The organism is Mycobacterium sp. NGS24, assembly GCF_059813065.1.
On the sequence record NZ_JCALDW010000020.1, the window covers coordinates 79,418 to 95,562 of the forward strand.

Consider the following 16,145-nt stretch of genomic DNA (forward strand, 5'->3'; position numbering starts at 1 on the left):
CAGCCAACCGCGCCAGGAGCCCGAGGAGACCGTGACGCAATGCGGTCGCAGCGACCGCAAGACGACGAGGGCATGGGCAGGCTTCCCGTCGCGAAGCGAATCGCTGTTGACGTGCTCGCCGCCATCGGCGGGGTGGCAGCACCACGGCGTGCGCCGGCACGAAACAGAATTTAGCCGGGCTCGATGCCGTCGTCACGGGCCAGGTCGAGGGTGCTGATGGCGCGATCTTGTCTGCGTGTCCAGGTGATTGTGAGATGACGCTGGTAGGCGCTGGCATTGGCGGTGTGGAGCTGGTCGGCCCGGTGCAGGATTTTCCTGAGTGGTTCGTCGACCACGTCAGGTGCTAGCTGGCGAGATTGGTGAAGGATCGGTTGCTGGTCAGGCGGTGACTGACGCAGCGGGTTGCGGGCCGGTGTCAGCTCGCTGCCTATGGTCATGCTCCACGGTAATTCGCTGTCGAGTAGGCGCAGGAGACGCTCGGCGGGCGGGGGTGGCCACTGATGGTGGTGGCTGGGGTTGATCAGGATGAGCCGTGCGTTTGATTGGTCGACGAGCTCGGCGATGTCGGCGAGTTGGTGGGGGTCGGCGCTGGTGGCGTTGTCGATGATGACCAGGCTGTTGGGCGGAAGCTGCCAGGTGCGTTGGCTCAGTTTGGTGTGTGCGGCGGTGACGCTGGTAGCGCTATCGGCGAGTTGTTCGCCGGCTGCCTGTTGCGCTTGTTCTTCGGTTGGGCTGCACCACAGCACTTTTCGTCCTGCTGCGGTGTAGGCGCTGTGCAGGGTGTGCAGCGCTTGGGTGCGGTCTTTGCCGGGGGGCGCATGGAGCGCGGTGACGGTGAAGGGCAGTTGGGCGAGCGCGGACAGGCTGGCGGCGTGGTTGGGGTCCAGGCCGGTCAGCGCGGTGGGCCCGATAGTGACGCCGCGGTCGGGGCGGTTGGTGCCGGCGACTTCAAGGACGCGCATTTCGGTGGCGAGATGCTGCTGTTGGTCGGCGATGTGTTGCGCGGTGCGGGTGGTTGCTGCGGCGAACGCGGCGGCGGCGGCGGCTTCGGCTCGGTCGAGTTGGGCGCTTAGGTCGGCGTGCTCGCGTCGCGCGCGGTTGAGGGTGGCGAGGTCCTGGTCGGTGGTGGCTGCGATGAACGCGTCGACCTGTGCGCCGCTGATGATGTGTGCCGCGCCGCCGGCGGCGGCGGCCCGGTCCTGGTGTGCTTGGGCGAGTTGCGGCTGGAATTGGTGGGCGGGACTGTCGGCGGGAAGGGTGGCGACCAGCAGGTCGACGTATCGGCTGGCGGATTCGATGTCGAGCGGATCGGCTTGGGGTGTGAGGCGCAGTTCGTCGAGGTGGGTCTGTGCGGCGTTGAGTTGATGCAGCGCGTTTTCGTAGCTGTGGTCGGCTTCGGTCCATGCGGCGATGACTTCTTCGATGGCGATCAGGTAGGGGCGATCGGCGTCGGCCCGGTGGCGCATGTCGGGGATCCGGGGCGCGGCGGCGCGCATGGCGGGACCGTTGTTGGCGCGGACCTCGCGCTCTAGTGCGTCGAGTTCGGTGCGGCTGAGTGTGAAGCGGTCGCGTAGTGCGTAGACATCGGCGAGGGCTGGGGCGAGGTGGGGGGCTGCGGGCCGTTGGGCGGCCAGCTGCGCGAATTCGAGCGGGGCGTGGGCGGTGCCCGCGAAACGATCGGGTATGTCGTGGTGGTCCGGGGGCGGCTCGGTGTGGAACGGGTTGGGTTCGTCGAGGTGTGGGTGCGCGTGATCGGTGGGGGCGCCGGTGTCGTGGGCTTGGAGGTCCGGGGGGAGTTGTTCCTCGTCGTCGGGGCTATGGGGTGGGTGGTCGGGGAGTTGTTCGTCGTCGTGCCGGTAGCGGTGGGGGGTGCAGAGCAGGTCGATGGTGTAGGTGATGAGTCGGGCGTAGTCGGTGATGGGGATGTGGCGGTCGGGGTCGGCGTCGCTGAGTTGTTCGGCGGCGACGTGGAGGAGGTCAGGCGGAGTCCAGCGAGTGGGGTCAGAGGCGGCGATCGCCGACACCAGTCCCGGCCAGGCGGGGTCTGCGACGATGGTTTCGGCGATCGTGGAGCCGAAGAGAGCGTGCAGATCGCGGATCCATGGTGGGCGGATACCGGAGTGGGTGGTCTCGAGGGTCGCGGTGGGGGATAGCTCGGCGCAGATTCGCCACCAGAGGGCGGCGGCGGGCAGTTCGTCGGGGAGTGGGCGTTCGTTGGCGCTGGTGGTGACCAGGGCGGCCAGGTCGGAGCGGCTGCGGGCGGCATCGGCGAGGTGGTCTGCCAGCTGGGGCCAGTAGGTGTCGGTCGTGATCCGGGGATCGATGCCGTCGATGAGTTGGCGCCAGCGGGCGGTGTCGGGGCGCTGCGTGAGGATCGCTGCGGTGGCGCGCTGTTCGAGGCGGCGCTGCACTGTGCGTGAGCGGTTCGCGTATTGCTCGGCGCCTAGCAGGCGGGTGTCTTCGGCGGCGACGTGGTGTGCGGCGCGAAATATGGCGATGTCAGCGGTCAGGTCGGGATCGGTAGTGATCAGGGTTCGTGCCCAGGCCGGGGCGCTGCCGGCGGTCCATGTGTGCACGGTGGTGCGGATTTGTTCGGCGAGGTCGGTGCTTAGTTGGGCGCGGCTGGCGAGGTAGGGGCCGACTTGTGCGTTGGAGTGCAACGGTTCGGGGATGGCGGGTAGCCAGGCCAGCGGCCCGGTACTCGTGTTGTGGTTGCCGCTGTGGTCAAGGCGCCAGTCCAGCACCGCGGCGACGTCGGCGGCAGTGCCCAGCTCGCGGGCGTTGGCGGCGGCGGCCAGTCTGGTGATCGGATCGTCGCCGCCCACGGCGAGGATGGCCAGGTGCTTGCGCAGCGTTGGCCACGCGGACATGTCGGTCAGTCCGCCGTAGACAGTGTCGGCGTAGGTGTCGATGCGCGTCATGACTGCTTTGCCGGCGTGGATTTCGGCGAGGGTTCCTAGCGCGTCGTAGTACATGTCGGCGGCGGGGCCCAGTCGGGTGAAGGGGTCCTCGGCGTTGCGGGAGGCCGTCGTGGCCGAAACTTGGGCTTCATCGCGGGCCAGGATTTTGGTCAATACGTCAACCGCGGTGTCGGGGTGGGTGGCTTTGGGGGCAAGGACGCGGTGGGGGTCGGCTTCGGCGGTGGAGAGATAGATGTGGTTTTCGTTGCGTCCGCGCGTCAGTGCGACGTAGAGGAGTTGCCGGCTGAGATGGTCGGCGCCGACGGTGTGGCAGCGGTGTCCGGCGGTTAATCCTTGGGCGCTGTCGATGGTCCAGGCGTAGCCCAAAGTGACGTGTTCGGCGACGTAGCGGGCGGGGAAGGTGGTTTCGCGGCCGCTACCGGTGTGGCGCACTCGAAGCGACCCGTTTTTGCCGACTTTAACGACCTCGTAGGCGTATCCGTTGCGGACGTAGTCGGTGGTCGATAAACGTAACCAGCGGGCGTTTTTTCGGGTGCGCACAATGTCGCCGACCGAGGCGTGCAATCCATCGGATAACAGCGCTTGTCTGCCCACGCGAAAGTGCGAGTCGGCTTCGCTGGCGGCGGCCAATCGTGCGGTGCGGGCGCGCGCGTTGAGGTCATCGACGATGGCGTTGGTCGGGGCCAGCAGGATGCTGTCGTGCCCGGCAATGATGTCGGTGTGCCAGGCGTCGAATGCCATGTCCGCGGCGGTGGCCTCGGAACCGACATGCACCCGCTGGTGGTCGATGTAGAAGCCGATGCCGGCGGGGTCCCCGCGATGGAGCGCCAGTGTGGCCGTTGCTTCGGCCGGTGAGGTGAACCGAACGATTTGTGACAGGGTCAACGCACCGGTTTCGACGGCGATGTCGCGCAGGACGCCTCCGGCCGAGATTGACGCGATCTGGTGGTCATCGCCGATCAAGCGCACGCTGGCGCCTTTGGCCAGCGCGTGCGCGATCAGGGCGTCGAGCTGGCCGGTGCCTGCTTTGCCTGCCTCGTCGACGATGAGCAGCGAGTGTTCGTTGATGTCGCGAAACCACTGCGGCAACTGCGATCCCGACGGGTTGTCGATCGAATAGGTGTATTTGTCGACGGTGTCGCTGACGGCGTCCAAGTCGGCACCCAGGGTGATGGCCGCCGAGGCGCTGGGCGCCAAACCGATCACCGTACCGCCCGAGCTTCGCCAGGCGTGGGCGAGTGCGGCCATCGCGGTGGTCTTGCCTGAACCGGCCGGGGCCAGCGCCAGCGCCAAACGCCGGCCGTTGGTGGCCATGTCAGTGACCAGGGCGGCCTGTCCAGGATTGAGGTCTTTGCCGCGCGCTGCGGCATCAGCCAGCGCGAGTGCGACGTCGTCGTCGCTGGCGGTGCGCCCGTCCTGTAGGTGCGCAGCGTGCAGGATCCGTCGTTCGGCGGCTACGATGTCGGCGCTGGTGAACAGGGCGGCCCCGTGGCGGGTGTAGACACTGACTCCGTCGCGGCGCCGCAGCGCCTGGGGTTCTGCGAGATCCTCATCGGCGACGCGGGCGATCGGAATCGAATACGTGTCGCAGAGTGCGGCGTCGGTGATGCGCTGGGCGAGGGTGTCTTCGGCGGTGCGCCCGAAACCGCGGACGATGCGTTGCGCCTCGGCGAACACGTGGTGGGCTTGCCAGGTTGCCCGGGCCGTCGACACGGTGGCGATCACCTCGGCGGCACGCTCGGTGATCCACGCCTCGGTGACAGGCTCGCGATGCCGCGCCGGCTGGGACAGACACGCGCTGAGCATCGCGGTGAGTTCGCGCGCACCGCCGAGCAAGTCGATCGCCTGGGTGCGCCAGGTGTGACGCTGCTCGGCCAGTGAGCGCGGCTCGTGTTTGGCCTCGCGCGATTCCAGCGTGGCCTGCTGGGCAAGCGCGATCATCTCCACGAAGCTGGGCTCGCGGCCGTGGGTGTGCTGGAACGCTTTGGACAGCTCTGCAGTGCGGGTTTCGATCGCCGCGCGGCGTGAGGACCACAGCTGCATCAATTCGGTGGACACGCCGACGACTTCGCGGATGGGCCGCTTGGCTGCTCGCGAGGGTTTGACTGCGGCGAATCGTAGGTTCAGTCGGTGTCCGAGGTGGGCTTCTAGCCGCGTGTTGTACACCTCGGAGGCGGCCACCGCGACCCGGTGCAGTGGCTGACCGTCCAGCGCGAGCCACCGCGTGATGCCGTGGGCGTCGCGCACGGCAACCTTGTTGGAGATCGCTACATGGGTGTGTAGATCGGGGTCACCGGCACGTGAGTCGCGGTGGGTGAACGCGGCGCCGATCAGACCGGTCGTGTCGACTTGGGCGATGCCGTTGGTGCCTGAGCGGGAGAACGCGGCGTTCTCGTGCAGCCACTGCAGGGCGTCGGCAACGGCTGCGTCGTGGGCTTTCTCGATGATCCCGCTGACCTCGCGCGGGGCGATCGCCCACAACGTCGATACCGATTTGACTGGGCTGAACGTCAAGTCGTAGCCGGCGACCGCGGTGGTGCGCGCCCTGGTTTCTCGGGCGATGAAACCGGTTAGTTCGCGCTCGTCGGCGGGCGCGCGGCCGTAGCGCTTGGCGAAGGTTTCGCGCGCGAGTGTGGTGCGGATGGTGGCGCGCAGCGACGCGCTGATGGGCGCGTTCCACTCCTGGCCCAAGGCTTCGTTGTGTTCGCGGTAGGCCACCGCCAGGGCGCGGGTGAAGCCGGTTTCGCCGTCGCGAATGTAGAACTCGTGGCCGAGCTTGGTGGCCTGTGCGGCCGCGGCAGGATGCACTCCACGGGCGGTCACGTAGTCAGTGATGGCCTTTTTGTTGGGGTGGCGGCCTTCGCCGAAGAGGGCTCGCATCTGTTCGGCGCTGACCACCGAGCCCGCCGGCACTGCGTAGACCTTCTCGAGGGTGTGCGGGGAGACCTCACGGGTTCCGGTTTCTGACAGTGACGCCAGCCCGGAGCCCACCCAGTGGCCGGGGGACTCGCCTTTTGCCGAGTAGTAGTCGGCCAGCGAGCTGCGTCCGAGGTCGGTGGCATCGGCAGCCGCGACCTGCCGGGTCAGGTATTCGTACCCGTCTCCGGCGGTCAGTTTGTGCAAAGTCATCGTCACGCCAACACCTCTGGCGCGCACAGTAGGAAAGCGAGCGGCGAGCTGTCCTACAACGCCCGGGGCGTTGTTATCAAAACGTGACCTTCATGCAAGAGGTGTGTGGTGTTTGGGGTGGGTCGAATCGGTTCGGCGGGTGGGGCGCTGGCGGTGGTGTCGCTGGAGGTGATCGGCGGAAGGGCAGGTCGAGGGGTGTGGTCAGGCAAGTCGAGGAAGAGGTGATCGGGTGGAAGGAAGCTGATGTGTTGGCGGTGGGCGAAGTTGCTGGAATTGGTGGCTGAGTTGCCGCCGGCGCGCTTACTGTGCGGCCCATGGTGAACATCAAGTCGAAGAGTCAGGCGCGCCGAGCAGTCCGTGAAGCTCAGACGCGCGCCAATCAAGCGCGAGTGCAGCGTGAGCGTCAGAACGTGGAGGACACCGCGGTGTTGCTGCTAGCCCAGGGCCGCCTTGGTGGGATTACCGACTGGGAGGCCGAGCGGATCGAGCAGATCCGCGCGGAGGGTCAGCGCCGCCGCTGCGAGCATCAGAAGAAGGCCGCTGAGGCGATTGTGCGGTTGCAGCAACGTGGTGAGTCGCTGCAGGCCATCGCCGAGCTCGCGCAGACCAGCGTCGCCGAGCTGCGCGCGCTGCTGAAAAGTGCGGCGCAGCAGGCGCCCAGCGCGGCGGTGGTGGCGGTCGAGTCGCCGGGTGCACTAGGTGGTGGCGGTGCGCCGAGCAGCGATGTCGGTGCCGGGGCCTAACCTGCGCGCTATGTCATGCAGAGCGTCATCATTGTGGGTCGACCCGATCGCGCATGCCGGGGAGGTGGCGCGGTTTCGTAGCAAGGTCGTGGTCGGACCCGATGAGGGGGACTGCAGCATTTGGGTCGGCAGTATTGGTGCGGATGGCTACGGCCGTTTTTTCCTGACTCGTCACGGGGTGGGGTTTTGTGTGCGGGCTAATCGGTACGCGCTGGCCTTGGACCGGGGAAGCATCGGCGCGCAGGTGTTGGCGTTGCACGAGTGCGATCTGCCGGTGTGCGTGAAGGTCAATGCGCCGCACGCGCGGCGCCAGCACGTAGTGGGCGGCACCCAGGGCGACAACATGGCGCGCATGGCGCGCATGGGCCGAGGCGGAGGCCGTCCACTGACGCGCGGGCCGGGCCGTGATGCGCGACGGCTGCGGTCGGTGGCGTTGCGCGAGGCGGTGCGTAACGGGGTGTGGGATGCCCAGGCGGTACGCGATGCGCTGTGGGGTTCTGAGCCCTCGCTGTTTTGAGGGCGCGGTGCAGGGGCCTTAGGCGGTGTGTTCTGCGGGGCCGAGTCCGGCGGCCTGGATGCGCCCTTGGATGAGGGAAAGGTTGACGACGGCGTAGCCTTGCGCGTCGTCGAGGTAGGCAGTGGCCCAGTCCTGCCAGCCGTGCAGCGCGGCGTCGATCTCGCGCTGATTCACCGTGGGTCGGCTGATTGCGATTTCGTCCCCGTGGTCGGCGCGCCCTGCGCCGGTGACGACGGCGATGAGTTGACCGGTTCCGTCGAACACGCGCGGATCGTCGGGGGGTGCGAAATTGCGGCGGAAGCGCAACTGGTGGGGTCTGCCGGCGGCGTCGACGAAGTCCCACGCCTCGCCGTAGTCGATGTCGGCCACGTGGAGTTCTCCTTCGACGTTTCAGAAGCGGACGGGGTGGGCGTGGATGCGCTCGTAGAGGTTTGATGGTGTGACGGTTTCGAGGCGGTAGACGGTGGTGTGCATGCTCCATCGCAGGGCTACCAGAAGGTTGCCGGCAAAGCGGGGACCGGGGTCCAGGGATAGGGAGGGGCCCAGGGGAGCGTAGGCGTCGGCGATGGCGCGCAGCGCGTTGTTGGCATCAGCGAGTGTGATGAACCGTAGGCCGGTGCTGCGTATGCGGGTGTGGTCGGCGCAGCACCGGTGTTCGGCGATCTGGATGCTGGGGATGCTGTGGGGCGCGGCTGGGGCTTCGGGCAGCGCCGGGACCAACAGGGTTGGGTCGATCAGGTAGGCGCGGTGTTGGGGGCCGCGGTAGTCGATCCAGGTGATGGCGGCGTGGTCGCTGGTGGTGTCCACGACGATGCCTTGCGTGGGCCCGCTGTGTGGTGTGGTCGAACACGCGCAGCGCGCCAACATGGCGGCGTTGTCAGCGGCCCGCACCAGGGTGCCCACGTGCAGTTCGGTGGTATGCATGTCGGCGGCTTTCACTGGTGCGGGGCGGGCCGCTGGGATAACCCCTGCGCATCGGCGCGGTGGGAGTCGTAGAGGGTGACCACTCGCGCCAGGGCGCGGGCTTGGGCGGTGGCGGCTCGGGCGTGGTGTTGCCAGTCGCGGCGGGTGGGGGTGCCGAACAGGCCGCTCAGCGGCATCGGGGTGGGAATCCAGATGTCGCCGTTGGGCCAGCGGATGACCTCACCGGCGGGGGTTGCTGCCGGGTCGGGGTCCGATGCGGCACGGCGCGACGGGCGGGTGCGCTGTGCGGCGAATCGTGCGAGGACCCCTGCTACGGACGCGGCGGCAACGTAGCGCAGGCCCCGGCGCCAGGCTGCGGTTTTCATGCGGGCACCGCCTGCATGAGGTCGTTGACCAGGGCTTTGATGCGGTCGGGACGAAAGCCCGACCAGTGCTGGTCGCCGGCGATGACCACGGGCGCCTGCAGGTAGCCCAGGGATAGCACGTAGTCACGCGCGTCGGGTTCGACGGTGATGTCGACGAGTTCGTGCGGAATGCCAGATTTGGCGAGAGCGCGCTTTGTCGCATCACACTGAACGCAATTCGGCTTCGTGTAGAGAATGGTGTTCACGGGTCCCCCTGAATGGTATTGGAACGGTCGGGTGGTGATATATACAGCATAGCGTATTCGGCTACTTAAAGCCATTGTTTGAGGCAAATTAAGCAGGTCATTTGTGCCATTGTTGCGAGTGCCAGAATTTGTTTGTATGCGCTGTTTATGGAAATTCGCTCGATTGTTGGTATTTGCGAAACTATCGCGGCGAATTGTCGAGGGTTGTGCGGTGTTCATTTGTTCTTCTCCTGGCGTCTTTTCCCGGTGGTGTTCGGGTGGGTGAGGTGCCACGGGTCAGGTGGCGGTCAGTAAGTGGGCGATGATGCCGCCGAGCCATTGGGCGACGTTGGCGCTGACCGCGTTGCCGAAGCCCATGGTCTGCTCGGAGCGGTTGCCCACGACGCGGTAGTCGTCGGCGAAGCGTTGGGCGCGGCCGTGTTCGCGCGGGGTGAGCATCCGGAAGCGGCAGTCGTTGACGTCGATGCTTCCGGTCGCGGCCAGCAGGGCGGCCGAGTCGCGGGTGGCGACGGTGTGCAGGGGTTCGCCGGTGGGTTTGGCGGTGCCTTTGCGGTAGGGGATGACCAGGGACAGGTTGGGTCGCGCGACGATGCCGGGCAGGGGGTCGGTCACGCTTTTGGTCATGTGGCCGATCGCGGTGTAGTCCAGGCCGCCGTGGTGTTTTTGGATGAAGGCTCCTGGGGGCACGGTGAGCGCCTGGTGGCCTCCTCCGGTGCCGCCGCCGGTGGCCACGGTGGCCAGCGGGTCGCTAAGGGGGGTGACGTCGGCGTGGTTGCGCAGCACCGTGATCCAGGGTGCGGGTGTGCACAGGCCCTCGGTGTCGCGGGTCATGCGGGTGCGCAACGGCTCGCCGGTGGTGGTGGCGGTTTCGTTCCAGGATCCGCCGGCGGGCACGATCATTGGTGGGGTGACCACGGTGTGGGGGCGGCCGTTGGCGGTGATGGTGCCGACTGGTTCGCTGACGGGTTTGATACGGCGCGCGTCGCCGTCGTGGTAGGCGCGACGGTCAAGCAGGAACGGTGGGCAGGCGATGGCCTCGCCGTTCTTGGTGGAGCGGGTGGGCAGCGGGGCGCCCGAAGCCGGGGCGGTGCGGGTCTCGCCGTCTGTGCCGTGGTTGGTGGAGATGACGGCGGGTTGGGCGAATTGCTGCAGGCCGGTGCGGATGCGGCGCATGGTGGCAGCGGCAAGCGGTTTGGTGCGGTCGCCGATGCGCTGGCCCAGGTCGGTCCAGTCGATTGCGGTGGCGGCCGGGCGCACGAAGGGTTCGACGACGCGGTTGCGGCATGCCGTGTTGGGGCAGCGGTAGGTGTATTGGGTGCGGTACTTGCCGATGTGGCGGGCGGTGGGGCGTTTCCAAGATTGCACGGCGTGGTTGATTTCGTCGCAGTCCGGGCACCAGGCCAGCGGTCGGGGCCGAATATCAATGGAGGGCAGTCGGGTTGAGGTGAAGAAGATGTAGAGGCGGTCGCGCCATTGCGGGGCGTGCGGGTTGGTGTCGTCGCCGATGTGGGCCGAGGACACCGAGATGAACTGGTGGGTGTAGCCCAGGGTGTCCATCGCGGCCAGCCAGACGTTGAACAGCTCCCAGCTGGCGGCTTCGACGACGTTCTCGACGCAGACGATCTGGTAGCGGTGTACTTCGGTGGCCCGGACGACATCCCAGAAGGTGGCGCGGGTGCGGTCGAGTGCGGCGGTGGGGACGTGTCCGTCGGGCTCCAGGAGCGACAATTGCGTTTGGCGGCGTGCGCGGCCCCCAGCTGGGGACAGTTCGGTGCAGATGGGGGAGGCCCACAGCACGTCGGTGCGCGGGAGCCGGCGCATGTCGTAGTTGGACACATCAGCGATCAGGTGATCAGCATCCGGGAAATTGAGGGCATGGGTGGAAATGGCTTTGTCCCAGTGATTTGCGCCTAGGGCCAGGGTCAGTCCGGCGTTGGTCAGTCCGATGCTGGATCCGCCGTAGCCGCAGAAGATGTCGGTGTAGGTGATGCCGGTGGGCTGGCCGCTGGGTTGCCAGGTGCTGGGGTGGGTGGCCACCGCGGCCTGGATCTCGGCGAGCTGTTCGGCGCTCAGGCCGGGGGCGTGTACGCGGCCTGAGCGGGCGGGCCTGTTCGGGACTGCGGCTGGGGTGGTGTTCATTTAGGGGCTCCTTGGTCGATTCGGGGTTGGCTGGGATTCAGGGGGTGAGCAGGGTGAGTTGGTCGGTGGGTTGGCGGGCGGTGCCTGCGGCGGCGGCGATGACGTCGGCCATGCTCAGGTCGACCCGGAATCGGTGTCCGGTCTGTTGCTCCACGGCGGCGTAGCGTTGGGCGAGTTCGGGATTGAGCCGTGCTGAGCAGATCAGGTCGGCGCGGGAAGCCAGGACACAGAACCGGCAGGACAGGCGGGTCATCCCGGCCGCATAGGCGGGGTGGGGGCGGGTGCCTGCGGCGGCGATGGTGTCCCACACGCGGGCCAGTGGCCAGTCGTGGATGGGGTACCAGTCATCGACGCGGCGGCGTCCGTTGCTGGCTGAGTGGTTGTGGGCGTAGGGGATTCGGCGACTGCGGGCGGGGCTTTCTTCGGCGCGCAGTCCCATGACGTTGAGCAGGGCCACGGGGCGGTCGAGTGCCTGGCCGCTCTCGCGCAGCTCAGCGCTCAGCCGTGTCATCAGGGTGCGGATGGGGCCGCGTTTGTGGTCGCTGGTGCACCAGCGCCGTGCCGCGTCGGGCCACTTGCCGCGTTGGGCGACCCGTTCGAGGATCGTTTCGGTCTTGCCGGCGCGTGCGCGCCCTACCAGCTCGAAGCGCAGCCCGTAGTGGGCGGCGTGTTCGGCGGCCAGCTGGGGCACCCCGTCCCATTCGGCGTCGCCGAGGTCGGCGTGCACCACCACGATGCGGTCGCTGACACCGGCGGCGCGTGCGGCCGTGGCCACGACGTGCAGGCTGGCTTGCGAGTCTTTCCCGGCGCTGGAATTGACCAGGATCCGGTCGTAGTCGGCCAGGTCGGGCGTGCTCGCCGCTGTCGCCGTCCGGGGTGCGGGTAGCGGGCATCCGGCGGTGTTCCAGTCCAGCGGGAGCTGGGCGTGGTTGGCGGTGATTGTCATCGGTTTCCTTCCCGTTTGGGTGTTGTCTATAGTCTACATCAAGAGGTAGACTATAGACAACACTTTCGAGTAGGGAGATGTACGATGATGGCAAGCGCGCCAACGGTTTCGCGATTGGCCGGTCTCGACACCACAGCACCGATTCCGCGTGTGTGCGCCTCGTTCGGGATGGGTCTGGACTCCACGGCCATGCTGCTGCGCTGGCTCACCGACGCCAGCTCACGCGACTTCGAGCTTGCCGACCTGGTGGTGCTCACGGCCATGACCGGCCATGAGTTCGCGGCCACCACCGATGCGGTCTCGCGGCTGGTGCTGCCGCTGCTGGCGCGCCACCGGGTGCGCTTCATCCAAGTGGCACGCTGCGCCCGCACCACCACACGCGCCGGAGACGGCGTCGTGATCCTCGATGATTCCTGCAGCGCCGCAACGCTGTTCGCCCATGGCGACTACACACTGGGCCAGGAGATGCTGGCGGCAGGCACGGTGCCTCAGCGCGGCGGGATCAGGGCCTGCTCGATGCACGCCAAAGGCGACTGCCTAGATCCGGTGATCGCGCGCATCACCGCCGGACACCCCTACCGGCACGCGATCGGCTTCGAGGCCAACGAATCCGGGCGCGCCGCCAAAGACCGCACCTACAACACCGCCACCCGCACCGGCTGGTATCCGCTGCTGGAGTGGGGCTGGACCCGCGCCGATTGCCAGCGTCTCGTCCTGGACATCCTGGGTGAAGCGATCCCCAAATCAGCATGCGGATTCTGCCCGTTCTCGATGGCCACAGCCACCGGCCGGTCCCAGCAAGTGCAGCGCTACCGCGCCGAACCCGAGCGCGGCGCCGAGGCGTTGTTCCTGGAATTTGTTGCCCGCAGCCTCAATCCGGCCCAAACGCTGATCGAGAACAGCAGCGCCGCCGAGCTTGTCGCCCAGGCCGGACTTGACGAGGTGATGGCGCGCTTCACCGCCCGCCTCGAGCACTCGCCGTGGGCGCTCTACGAGGTACGCCGCCTGGCACGGCCCGGCCGCGGGGGCCGCCGTGGCATCACCGCCCGCTCGGTGCGCATCATCGCCACCGGTACCCGCAGCCACATGGCCGACCAGCTCAGCACCCAACCCGGGCAGCGGGTGTGCGGCGCCGATGGCGTGGTGCGCCATGTGGTGCGCGAACGCGCGCACGACGGGGTGGACCACCTGTTCGTGGCCGCCCCGGCGGGCCCGCAGAACAAGCAGCGCCCCGGTTTTGAGCAGTGGTGGCAGGAGGCGACCGGCGATGGCCTGTTCTGAACACGGCGCCACCACGTCGCTTGTAGACTATCGGCCACAATCAACTGCTGGCCGACCACGAAGGGCGACCTGGGTGGACACCGACACTGCGGGCGACGACGCAGCGATCCAACAACAGATCGGGGCCGCGATCCGCGAGCGCCGCACCACCGCAGGATTGACCCAAGCCACCCTCGCCGAACGCGCCGGCATCCACCGCACCTACCTCAACCAGGTCGAACACGGCCACAAAGCAGCCACCACCGTCGTGCTGGTCCACCTGGCCCGCGCCCTGAACACCAGCGCCGCCACGCTGCTGCGAGGCATCGCATGACATCATCGAAAATATGTTCGAACACTGGGACGATTCCGCCGGGTTCCCGACCCTTGTTCCCGTCGACCGCCAGGTCCGCGTCGATGTGGCACGGGTCTTCCCGGCCTCCGGTATCCGCAAAGACGAACTTCCCCTCTGGGTGAAAGCCGGCGGCGTCGTGCTGGAGCCGGTCATGTTCGCACGCCAAGTGGCCTGGCTCCGCCGGTCCGAGGGCTCCTGGCTGGCCTGCGTCCAGATGCCCGCACGCAGCGCCAACCGGCGATCCCAGCTCACGATGAACCTGTGGTTGCCACCGCAAGCGCTCGCCGTCGTCGAGTAAGGCCTTTCGGCCCGGCCACCGCATGCAGGACAATGGCGTCGATGTTTCAAAGCCTGCACGCCCTCGGCGATCTCGTGCGCCATCAACGCAACGACATCAACGCCAAACTGGGCCACCGCTCGACAGGCGTCGCGGCCTGCGCACTTCTCGATGACCTCGCCGCACTGATCGCCACCATCACCGACAAGGTGCCCGCTGACGCCCTGCCCACGCGCAGCGCAATCATGGACTACGGCGATCGCGCCATCGCCATCATGCAATCGACGCAGCGCACCATGGACGAACTCGCCAAACTCCTCGCCGAAGGCGGTGCCGCGGTCTACCAGCAGCGCCAACCCCAGACACGGCTCATCGCCCGTATCGAATCCGAAAGCTACGCAGTCGACAGCACCGACTTCACCACCGTCACCGACGCCAAATCTTATGCAGCACTGAAAGACTCCGATGCTCCGGCACGGCACGTGCAGATCGAGGCCGATCGAATCGCACGTGAGGAGCAGGCACGCATCTACCAACAGCGTCTGCAACGCATGGAGACCGCGATTGAGAAAACCGAAACCGACTACGCTCAGCGGATCCGGCAACTCGCCGTGAGGTTCTAGTAATACGGGCGGACTGGCTGTGCTACCGGTAACCCGCGGTGTCGAGTTCGGCGGGCATCGGTGTGGCCTCGAGTCGATCGAGTAGTTCGTCGAGCTGTTCGGGGTCGACGTCGTCACCGGGTTGCTGCGCGGTGGTGGCGATGATGGCGGTGCACTGGCCATCGATGTGCAGGGTGTAGCGGCAGGCGCCGGCGATCTTGAGGTGGGCATGGCGGGCGCGGGTGGCGGCGAGCGCGTCCGCGCGCGCCTGGGCCGTGGTCGTGGCGGTGCCGGTGCAGATCTGCACGTCCCCGGGATGGCTGCTGGTGAGGCTCCAGGTCGTCATGCGCGGGATTCCTTTCGGTTGGGGGACACCGTAGGTGTGGGTGGCTCCAGTGTCGGCGCAAGCCGGGCACGCGGGCGCGGGCCGCACCTTCCGTTGTGGATAAGTGCGGCCCGCGATGGGTGGCTTGTGGATTACTGGGTCGTGGGTCGGTAATCGTCGAGGGTGGGGTCTGCGCTGAAGCGCGGTCCGTCGGTGAACACGTGCACTGCGGTCGAGTGCGCGCGCCGCAGCAGGTCCACCGCACTGTGGTAGCCGTCCTGGTCGAGGATCTGCCAGGTGCAGGGGCCGCAGTGAATGTCGATCCAGTGCAGCTGGCGGCGCCGATCGCGCGCGAGCTCGTCGCGGGCCACCACGGCGTAGCTGGCGCGCCGGGTCCAGTCCAGTGCGATGGTCTGGGCCGCAAAGGGTTCCAGGGCTGGTGTCGGCGGCGGCGGGATGCGGCGCAGCAGCGGTGCGAGCAGTGGGCGGGCGGCCGCGAACGCCTCGAGCACACTTTGCGCTGCCTGCGCCGACCAGAACGTCATCAAAATGCCGCCCCACGTCATCGTCATGCGCGCCGTGGGGGTGCAGGCGTGAAAGACGGTCAGATCACCCTCTTGGGCGCCCTGGATGCGGACCAGGCTGTGGGTGATGACGGCGGCCGGGGTGGCCTGCGCCGGGTTGATGGCGGGCTTGCTGGACATACTTCGACTCCTCCTCAGTAGTGGCTACTATAGTAGTCAGTCTATCAGCGGTCCCGGTCTTTAGCAACGGTAATGAGGCCGGGTTCCACCCTCGCGATGTCACGAAAACCCTCTGATCCCTTGATGTTTCGGCTCTACGTGCGGCGCACGCGTCGGAATCTCAGCAATCGATGACGGACCCCGGGCGGCGTGCACAGGATCGGTGGGGCGGCGCGAGATGCACACCGCCCCACCGACGCCTGTTCCGGTCGCCTGTTGGTGGGTCAGCCGCCCTTCGGCGCCGTGGTCTTGGCGGCGGCGATCCGGTCGTAGACGGTGTCGTCTTTGGCTTGGCCGGTGATGACTTTTTCGATGTCGGACAGCTCGTAGCCGTTGTCGGCCAGGAACCGCAGGTAGTCCTTGCTGTAGTTGGTGTAGCGGCGCCGCCAGGCGTCTTTGGGGGTCGCTGATTATGTATGACTGAACACTGTTCGTGCCCAAGAAGAAGTGGTGGGACACCATGCGTAAGCGACGGTCGGCCCGTTAACGAGTGTTGGTGTGTCGAATGTCCCTCGGCAGCCGTCTTGAGCCGATGCGCTGCAGGTGAGCGGGGCTGTCTCTTGCAGTTGGTGCCCGCTTCAGGCCCGCGCCGCGGCGTCATCGGGTCAGCCGCGCGTTGTTGGGCGCGGCTGTGTCGGGCCCACATCGATTCGC

The 16,145-nt window shown here is 67.3% G+C and carries 15 protein-coding genes; 6 read left to right on the plus strand and 9 right to left on the minus strand.

From position 1 onward, the window contains the following. Positions 1–170: 170 nt before the first annotated feature. Positions 171–6,050: a MobF family relaxase gene (gene mobF / locus AC5Y6Y_RS21525; RefSeq protein ID WP_499930271.1), complete on the minus strand. Its 5,880-nt coding sequence runs from the start codon at positions 6,048–6,050 to the stop codon at positions 171–173. Positions 6,051–6,364: 314 nt separating this feature from the next. Between mobF and AC5Y6Y_RS21530 the strand changes: the two genes are divergently transcribed. Next, positions 6,365–6,793 (plus strand): hypothetical protein, encoded by a 429-nt coding sequence (locus AC5Y6Y_RS21530; RefSeq protein WP_122447340.1) that lies wholly within the window; start codon positions 6,365–6,367, stop codon positions 6,791–6,793. A 190-nt stretch (positions 6,794–6,983) separates the two neighbouring features. Further along, positions 6,984–7,310: a hypothetical protein gene (locus tag AC5Y6Y_RS21535; protein ID WP_356948566.1), complete on the plus strand. Its 327-nt coding sequence runs from the start codon at positions 6,984–6,986 to the stop codon at positions 7,308–7,310. Positions 7,311–7,328: 18 nt separating this feature from the next. Here AC5Y6Y_RS21535 and AC5Y6Y_RS21540 read toward each other — a convergent pair whose 3' ends face one another. From AC5Y6Y_RS21540 to AC5Y6Y_RS21565, 6 genes are all read right to left on the minus strand, one after another. After that, entirely contained in the window at positions 7,329–7,679 is a 351-nt protein-coding gene (locus tag AC5Y6Y_RS21540; RefSeq protein WP_499930259.1) for a hypothetical protein, read from the minus strand. Between the two features lie 21 nt (positions 7,680–7,700). After that, a complete protein-coding gene (locus AC5Y6Y_RS21545; RefSeq protein WP_499930260.1) occupies positions 7,701–8,234 on the minus strand; it encodes a hypothetical protein in 534 nt (177 codons plus the stop codon). An 11-nt stretch (positions 8,235–8,245) separates the two neighbouring features. Next, positions 8,246–8,599 carry a hypothetical protein gene (locus AC5Y6Y_RS21550; RefSeq protein ID WP_499930261.1) on the minus strand — a complete coding sequence of 118 codons (354 nt, stop codon included), beginning with the start codon at positions 8,597–8,599 and terminating at the stop codon, positions 8,246–8,248. Then, complete coding sequence (nrdH, locus tag AC5Y6Y_RS21555) at positions 8,596–8,844, minus strand: glutaredoxin-like protein NrdH (RefSeq protein WP_122447335.1); 249 nt, start codon at positions 8,842–8,844, stop codon at positions 8,596–8,598. Before nrdH ends, AC5Y6Y_RS21550 begins: the two co-directional genes overlap by 4 nt. Positions 8,845–9,120: 276 nt before the next feature. Next, positions 9,121–10,983 (minus strand): DNA cytosine methyltransferase, encoded by a 1,863-nt coding sequence (locus tag AC5Y6Y_RS21560; RefSeq protein ID WP_499930262.1) that lies wholly within the window; start codon positions 10,981–10,983, stop codon positions 9,121–9,123. Positions 10,984–11,020: 37 nt separating this feature from the next. Then, the gene (locus AC5Y6Y_RS21565) at positions 11,021–11,929 is read right to left on the minus strand and encodes a phosphoadenosine phosphosulfate reductase domain-containing protein (protein ID WP_499930263.1); all 909 of its coding nucleotides are present in this window, start codon (positions 11,927–11,929) and stop codon (positions 11,021–11,023) included. 84 nt (positions 11,930–12,013) lie between these two features. On the opposite strand from AC5Y6Y_RS21565, the gene AC5Y6Y_RS21570 reads away from it, so the two are divergent. From AC5Y6Y_RS21570 to AC5Y6Y_RS21585, 4 genes are all read left to right on the plus strand, one after another. Beyond that, entirely contained in the window at positions 12,014–13,210 is a 1,197-nt protein-coding gene (locus AC5Y6Y_RS21570; protein WP_499930264.1) for a hypothetical protein, read from the plus strand. A 73-nt stretch (positions 13,211–13,283) separates the two neighbouring features. Then, a complete protein-coding gene (locus AC5Y6Y_RS21575; RefSeq protein WP_499930265.1) occupies positions 13,284–13,523 on the plus strand; it encodes a helix-turn-helix domain-containing protein in 240 nt (79 codons plus the stop codon). A 13-nt stretch (positions 13,524–13,536) separates the two neighbouring features. Beyond that, the gene (locus AC5Y6Y_RS21580; RefSeq protein WP_499930266.1) at positions 13,537–13,842 is read left to right on the plus strand and encodes a hypothetical protein; all 306 of its coding nucleotides are present in this window, start codon (positions 13,537–13,539) and stop codon (positions 13,840–13,842) included. Positions 13,843–13,874: 32 nt separating this feature from the next. Beyond that, positions 13,875–14,444 (plus strand): hypothetical protein, encoded by a 570-nt coding sequence (locus AC5Y6Y_RS21585; protein WP_499930267.1) that lies wholly within the window; start codon positions 13,875–13,877, stop codon positions 14,442–14,444. 22 nt (positions 14,445–14,466) lie between these two features. Here the strand turns inward: AC5Y6Y_RS21585 and AC5Y6Y_RS21590 are convergent, their stop codons facing one another. Next, positions 14,467–14,769: a hypothetical protein gene (locus tag AC5Y6Y_RS21590; protein WP_499930268.1), complete on the minus strand. Its 303-nt coding sequence runs from the start codon at positions 14,767–14,769 to the stop codon at positions 14,467–14,469. A 131-nt stretch (positions 14,770–14,900) separates the two neighbouring features. Next, positions 14,901–15,452 (minus strand): hypothetical protein, encoded by a 552-nt coding sequence (locus AC5Y6Y_RS21595; RefSeq protein ID WP_122447327.1) that lies wholly within the window; start codon positions 15,450–15,452, stop codon positions 14,901–14,903. Positions 15,453–16,145 lie beyond the last annotated feature (693 nt).

Excerpts from the sequence above, each read along its gene's own strand:
- AC5Y6Y_RS21570 (WP_499930264.1), top strand. The coding sequence starts at position 12,014 with ATGATGGCAAGCGCGCCAACGGTTTCGCGATTGGCCGGTCTCGACACC.
- AC5Y6Y_RS21565 (WP_499930263.1), bottom strand. The coding sequence starts at position 11,929 with ATGACAATCACCGCCAACCACGCCCAGCTCCCGCTGGACTGGAACACC.
- AC5Y6Y_RS21550 (WP_499930261.1), bottom strand. The coding sequence starts at position 8,599 with ATGAAAACCGCAGCCTGGCGCCGGGGCCTGCGCTACGTTGCCGCCGCG.
- AC5Y6Y_RS21585 (WP_499930267.1), top strand. The coding sequence starts at position 13,875 with ATGGCGTCGATGTTTCAAAGCCTGCACGCCCTCGGCGATCTCGTGCGC.
- AC5Y6Y_RS21560 (WP_499930262.1), bottom strand. The coding sequence starts at position 10,983 with ATGAACACCACCCCAGCCGCAGTCCCGAACAGGCCCGCCCGCTCAGGC.
- AC5Y6Y_RS21590 (WP_499930268.1), bottom strand. The coding sequence starts at position 14,769 with ATGACGACCTGGAGCCTCACCAGCAGCCATCCCGGGGACGTGCAGATC.
- AC5Y6Y_RS21580 (WP_499930266.1), top strand. The coding sequence starts at position 13,537 with ATGTTCGAACACTGGGACGATTCCGCCGGGTTCCCGACCCTTGTTCCC.
- mobF (WP_499930271.1), bottom strand. The coding sequence starts at position 6,050 with ATGACTTTGCACAAACTGACCGCCGGAGACGGGTACGAATACCTGACC.
- AC5Y6Y_RS21545 (WP_499930260.1), bottom strand. The coding sequence starts at position 8,234 with ATGCATACCACCGAACTGCACGTGGGCACCCTGGTGCGGGCCGCTGAC.
- AC5Y6Y_RS21595 (WP_122447327.1), bottom strand. The coding sequence starts at position 15,452 with ATGTCCAGCAAGCCCGCCATCAACCCGGCGCAGGCCACCCCGGCCGCC.
- AC5Y6Y_RS21530 (WP_122447340.1), top strand. The coding sequence starts at position 6,365 with ATGGTGAACATCAAGTCGAAGAGTCAGGCGCGCCGAGCAGTCCGTGAA.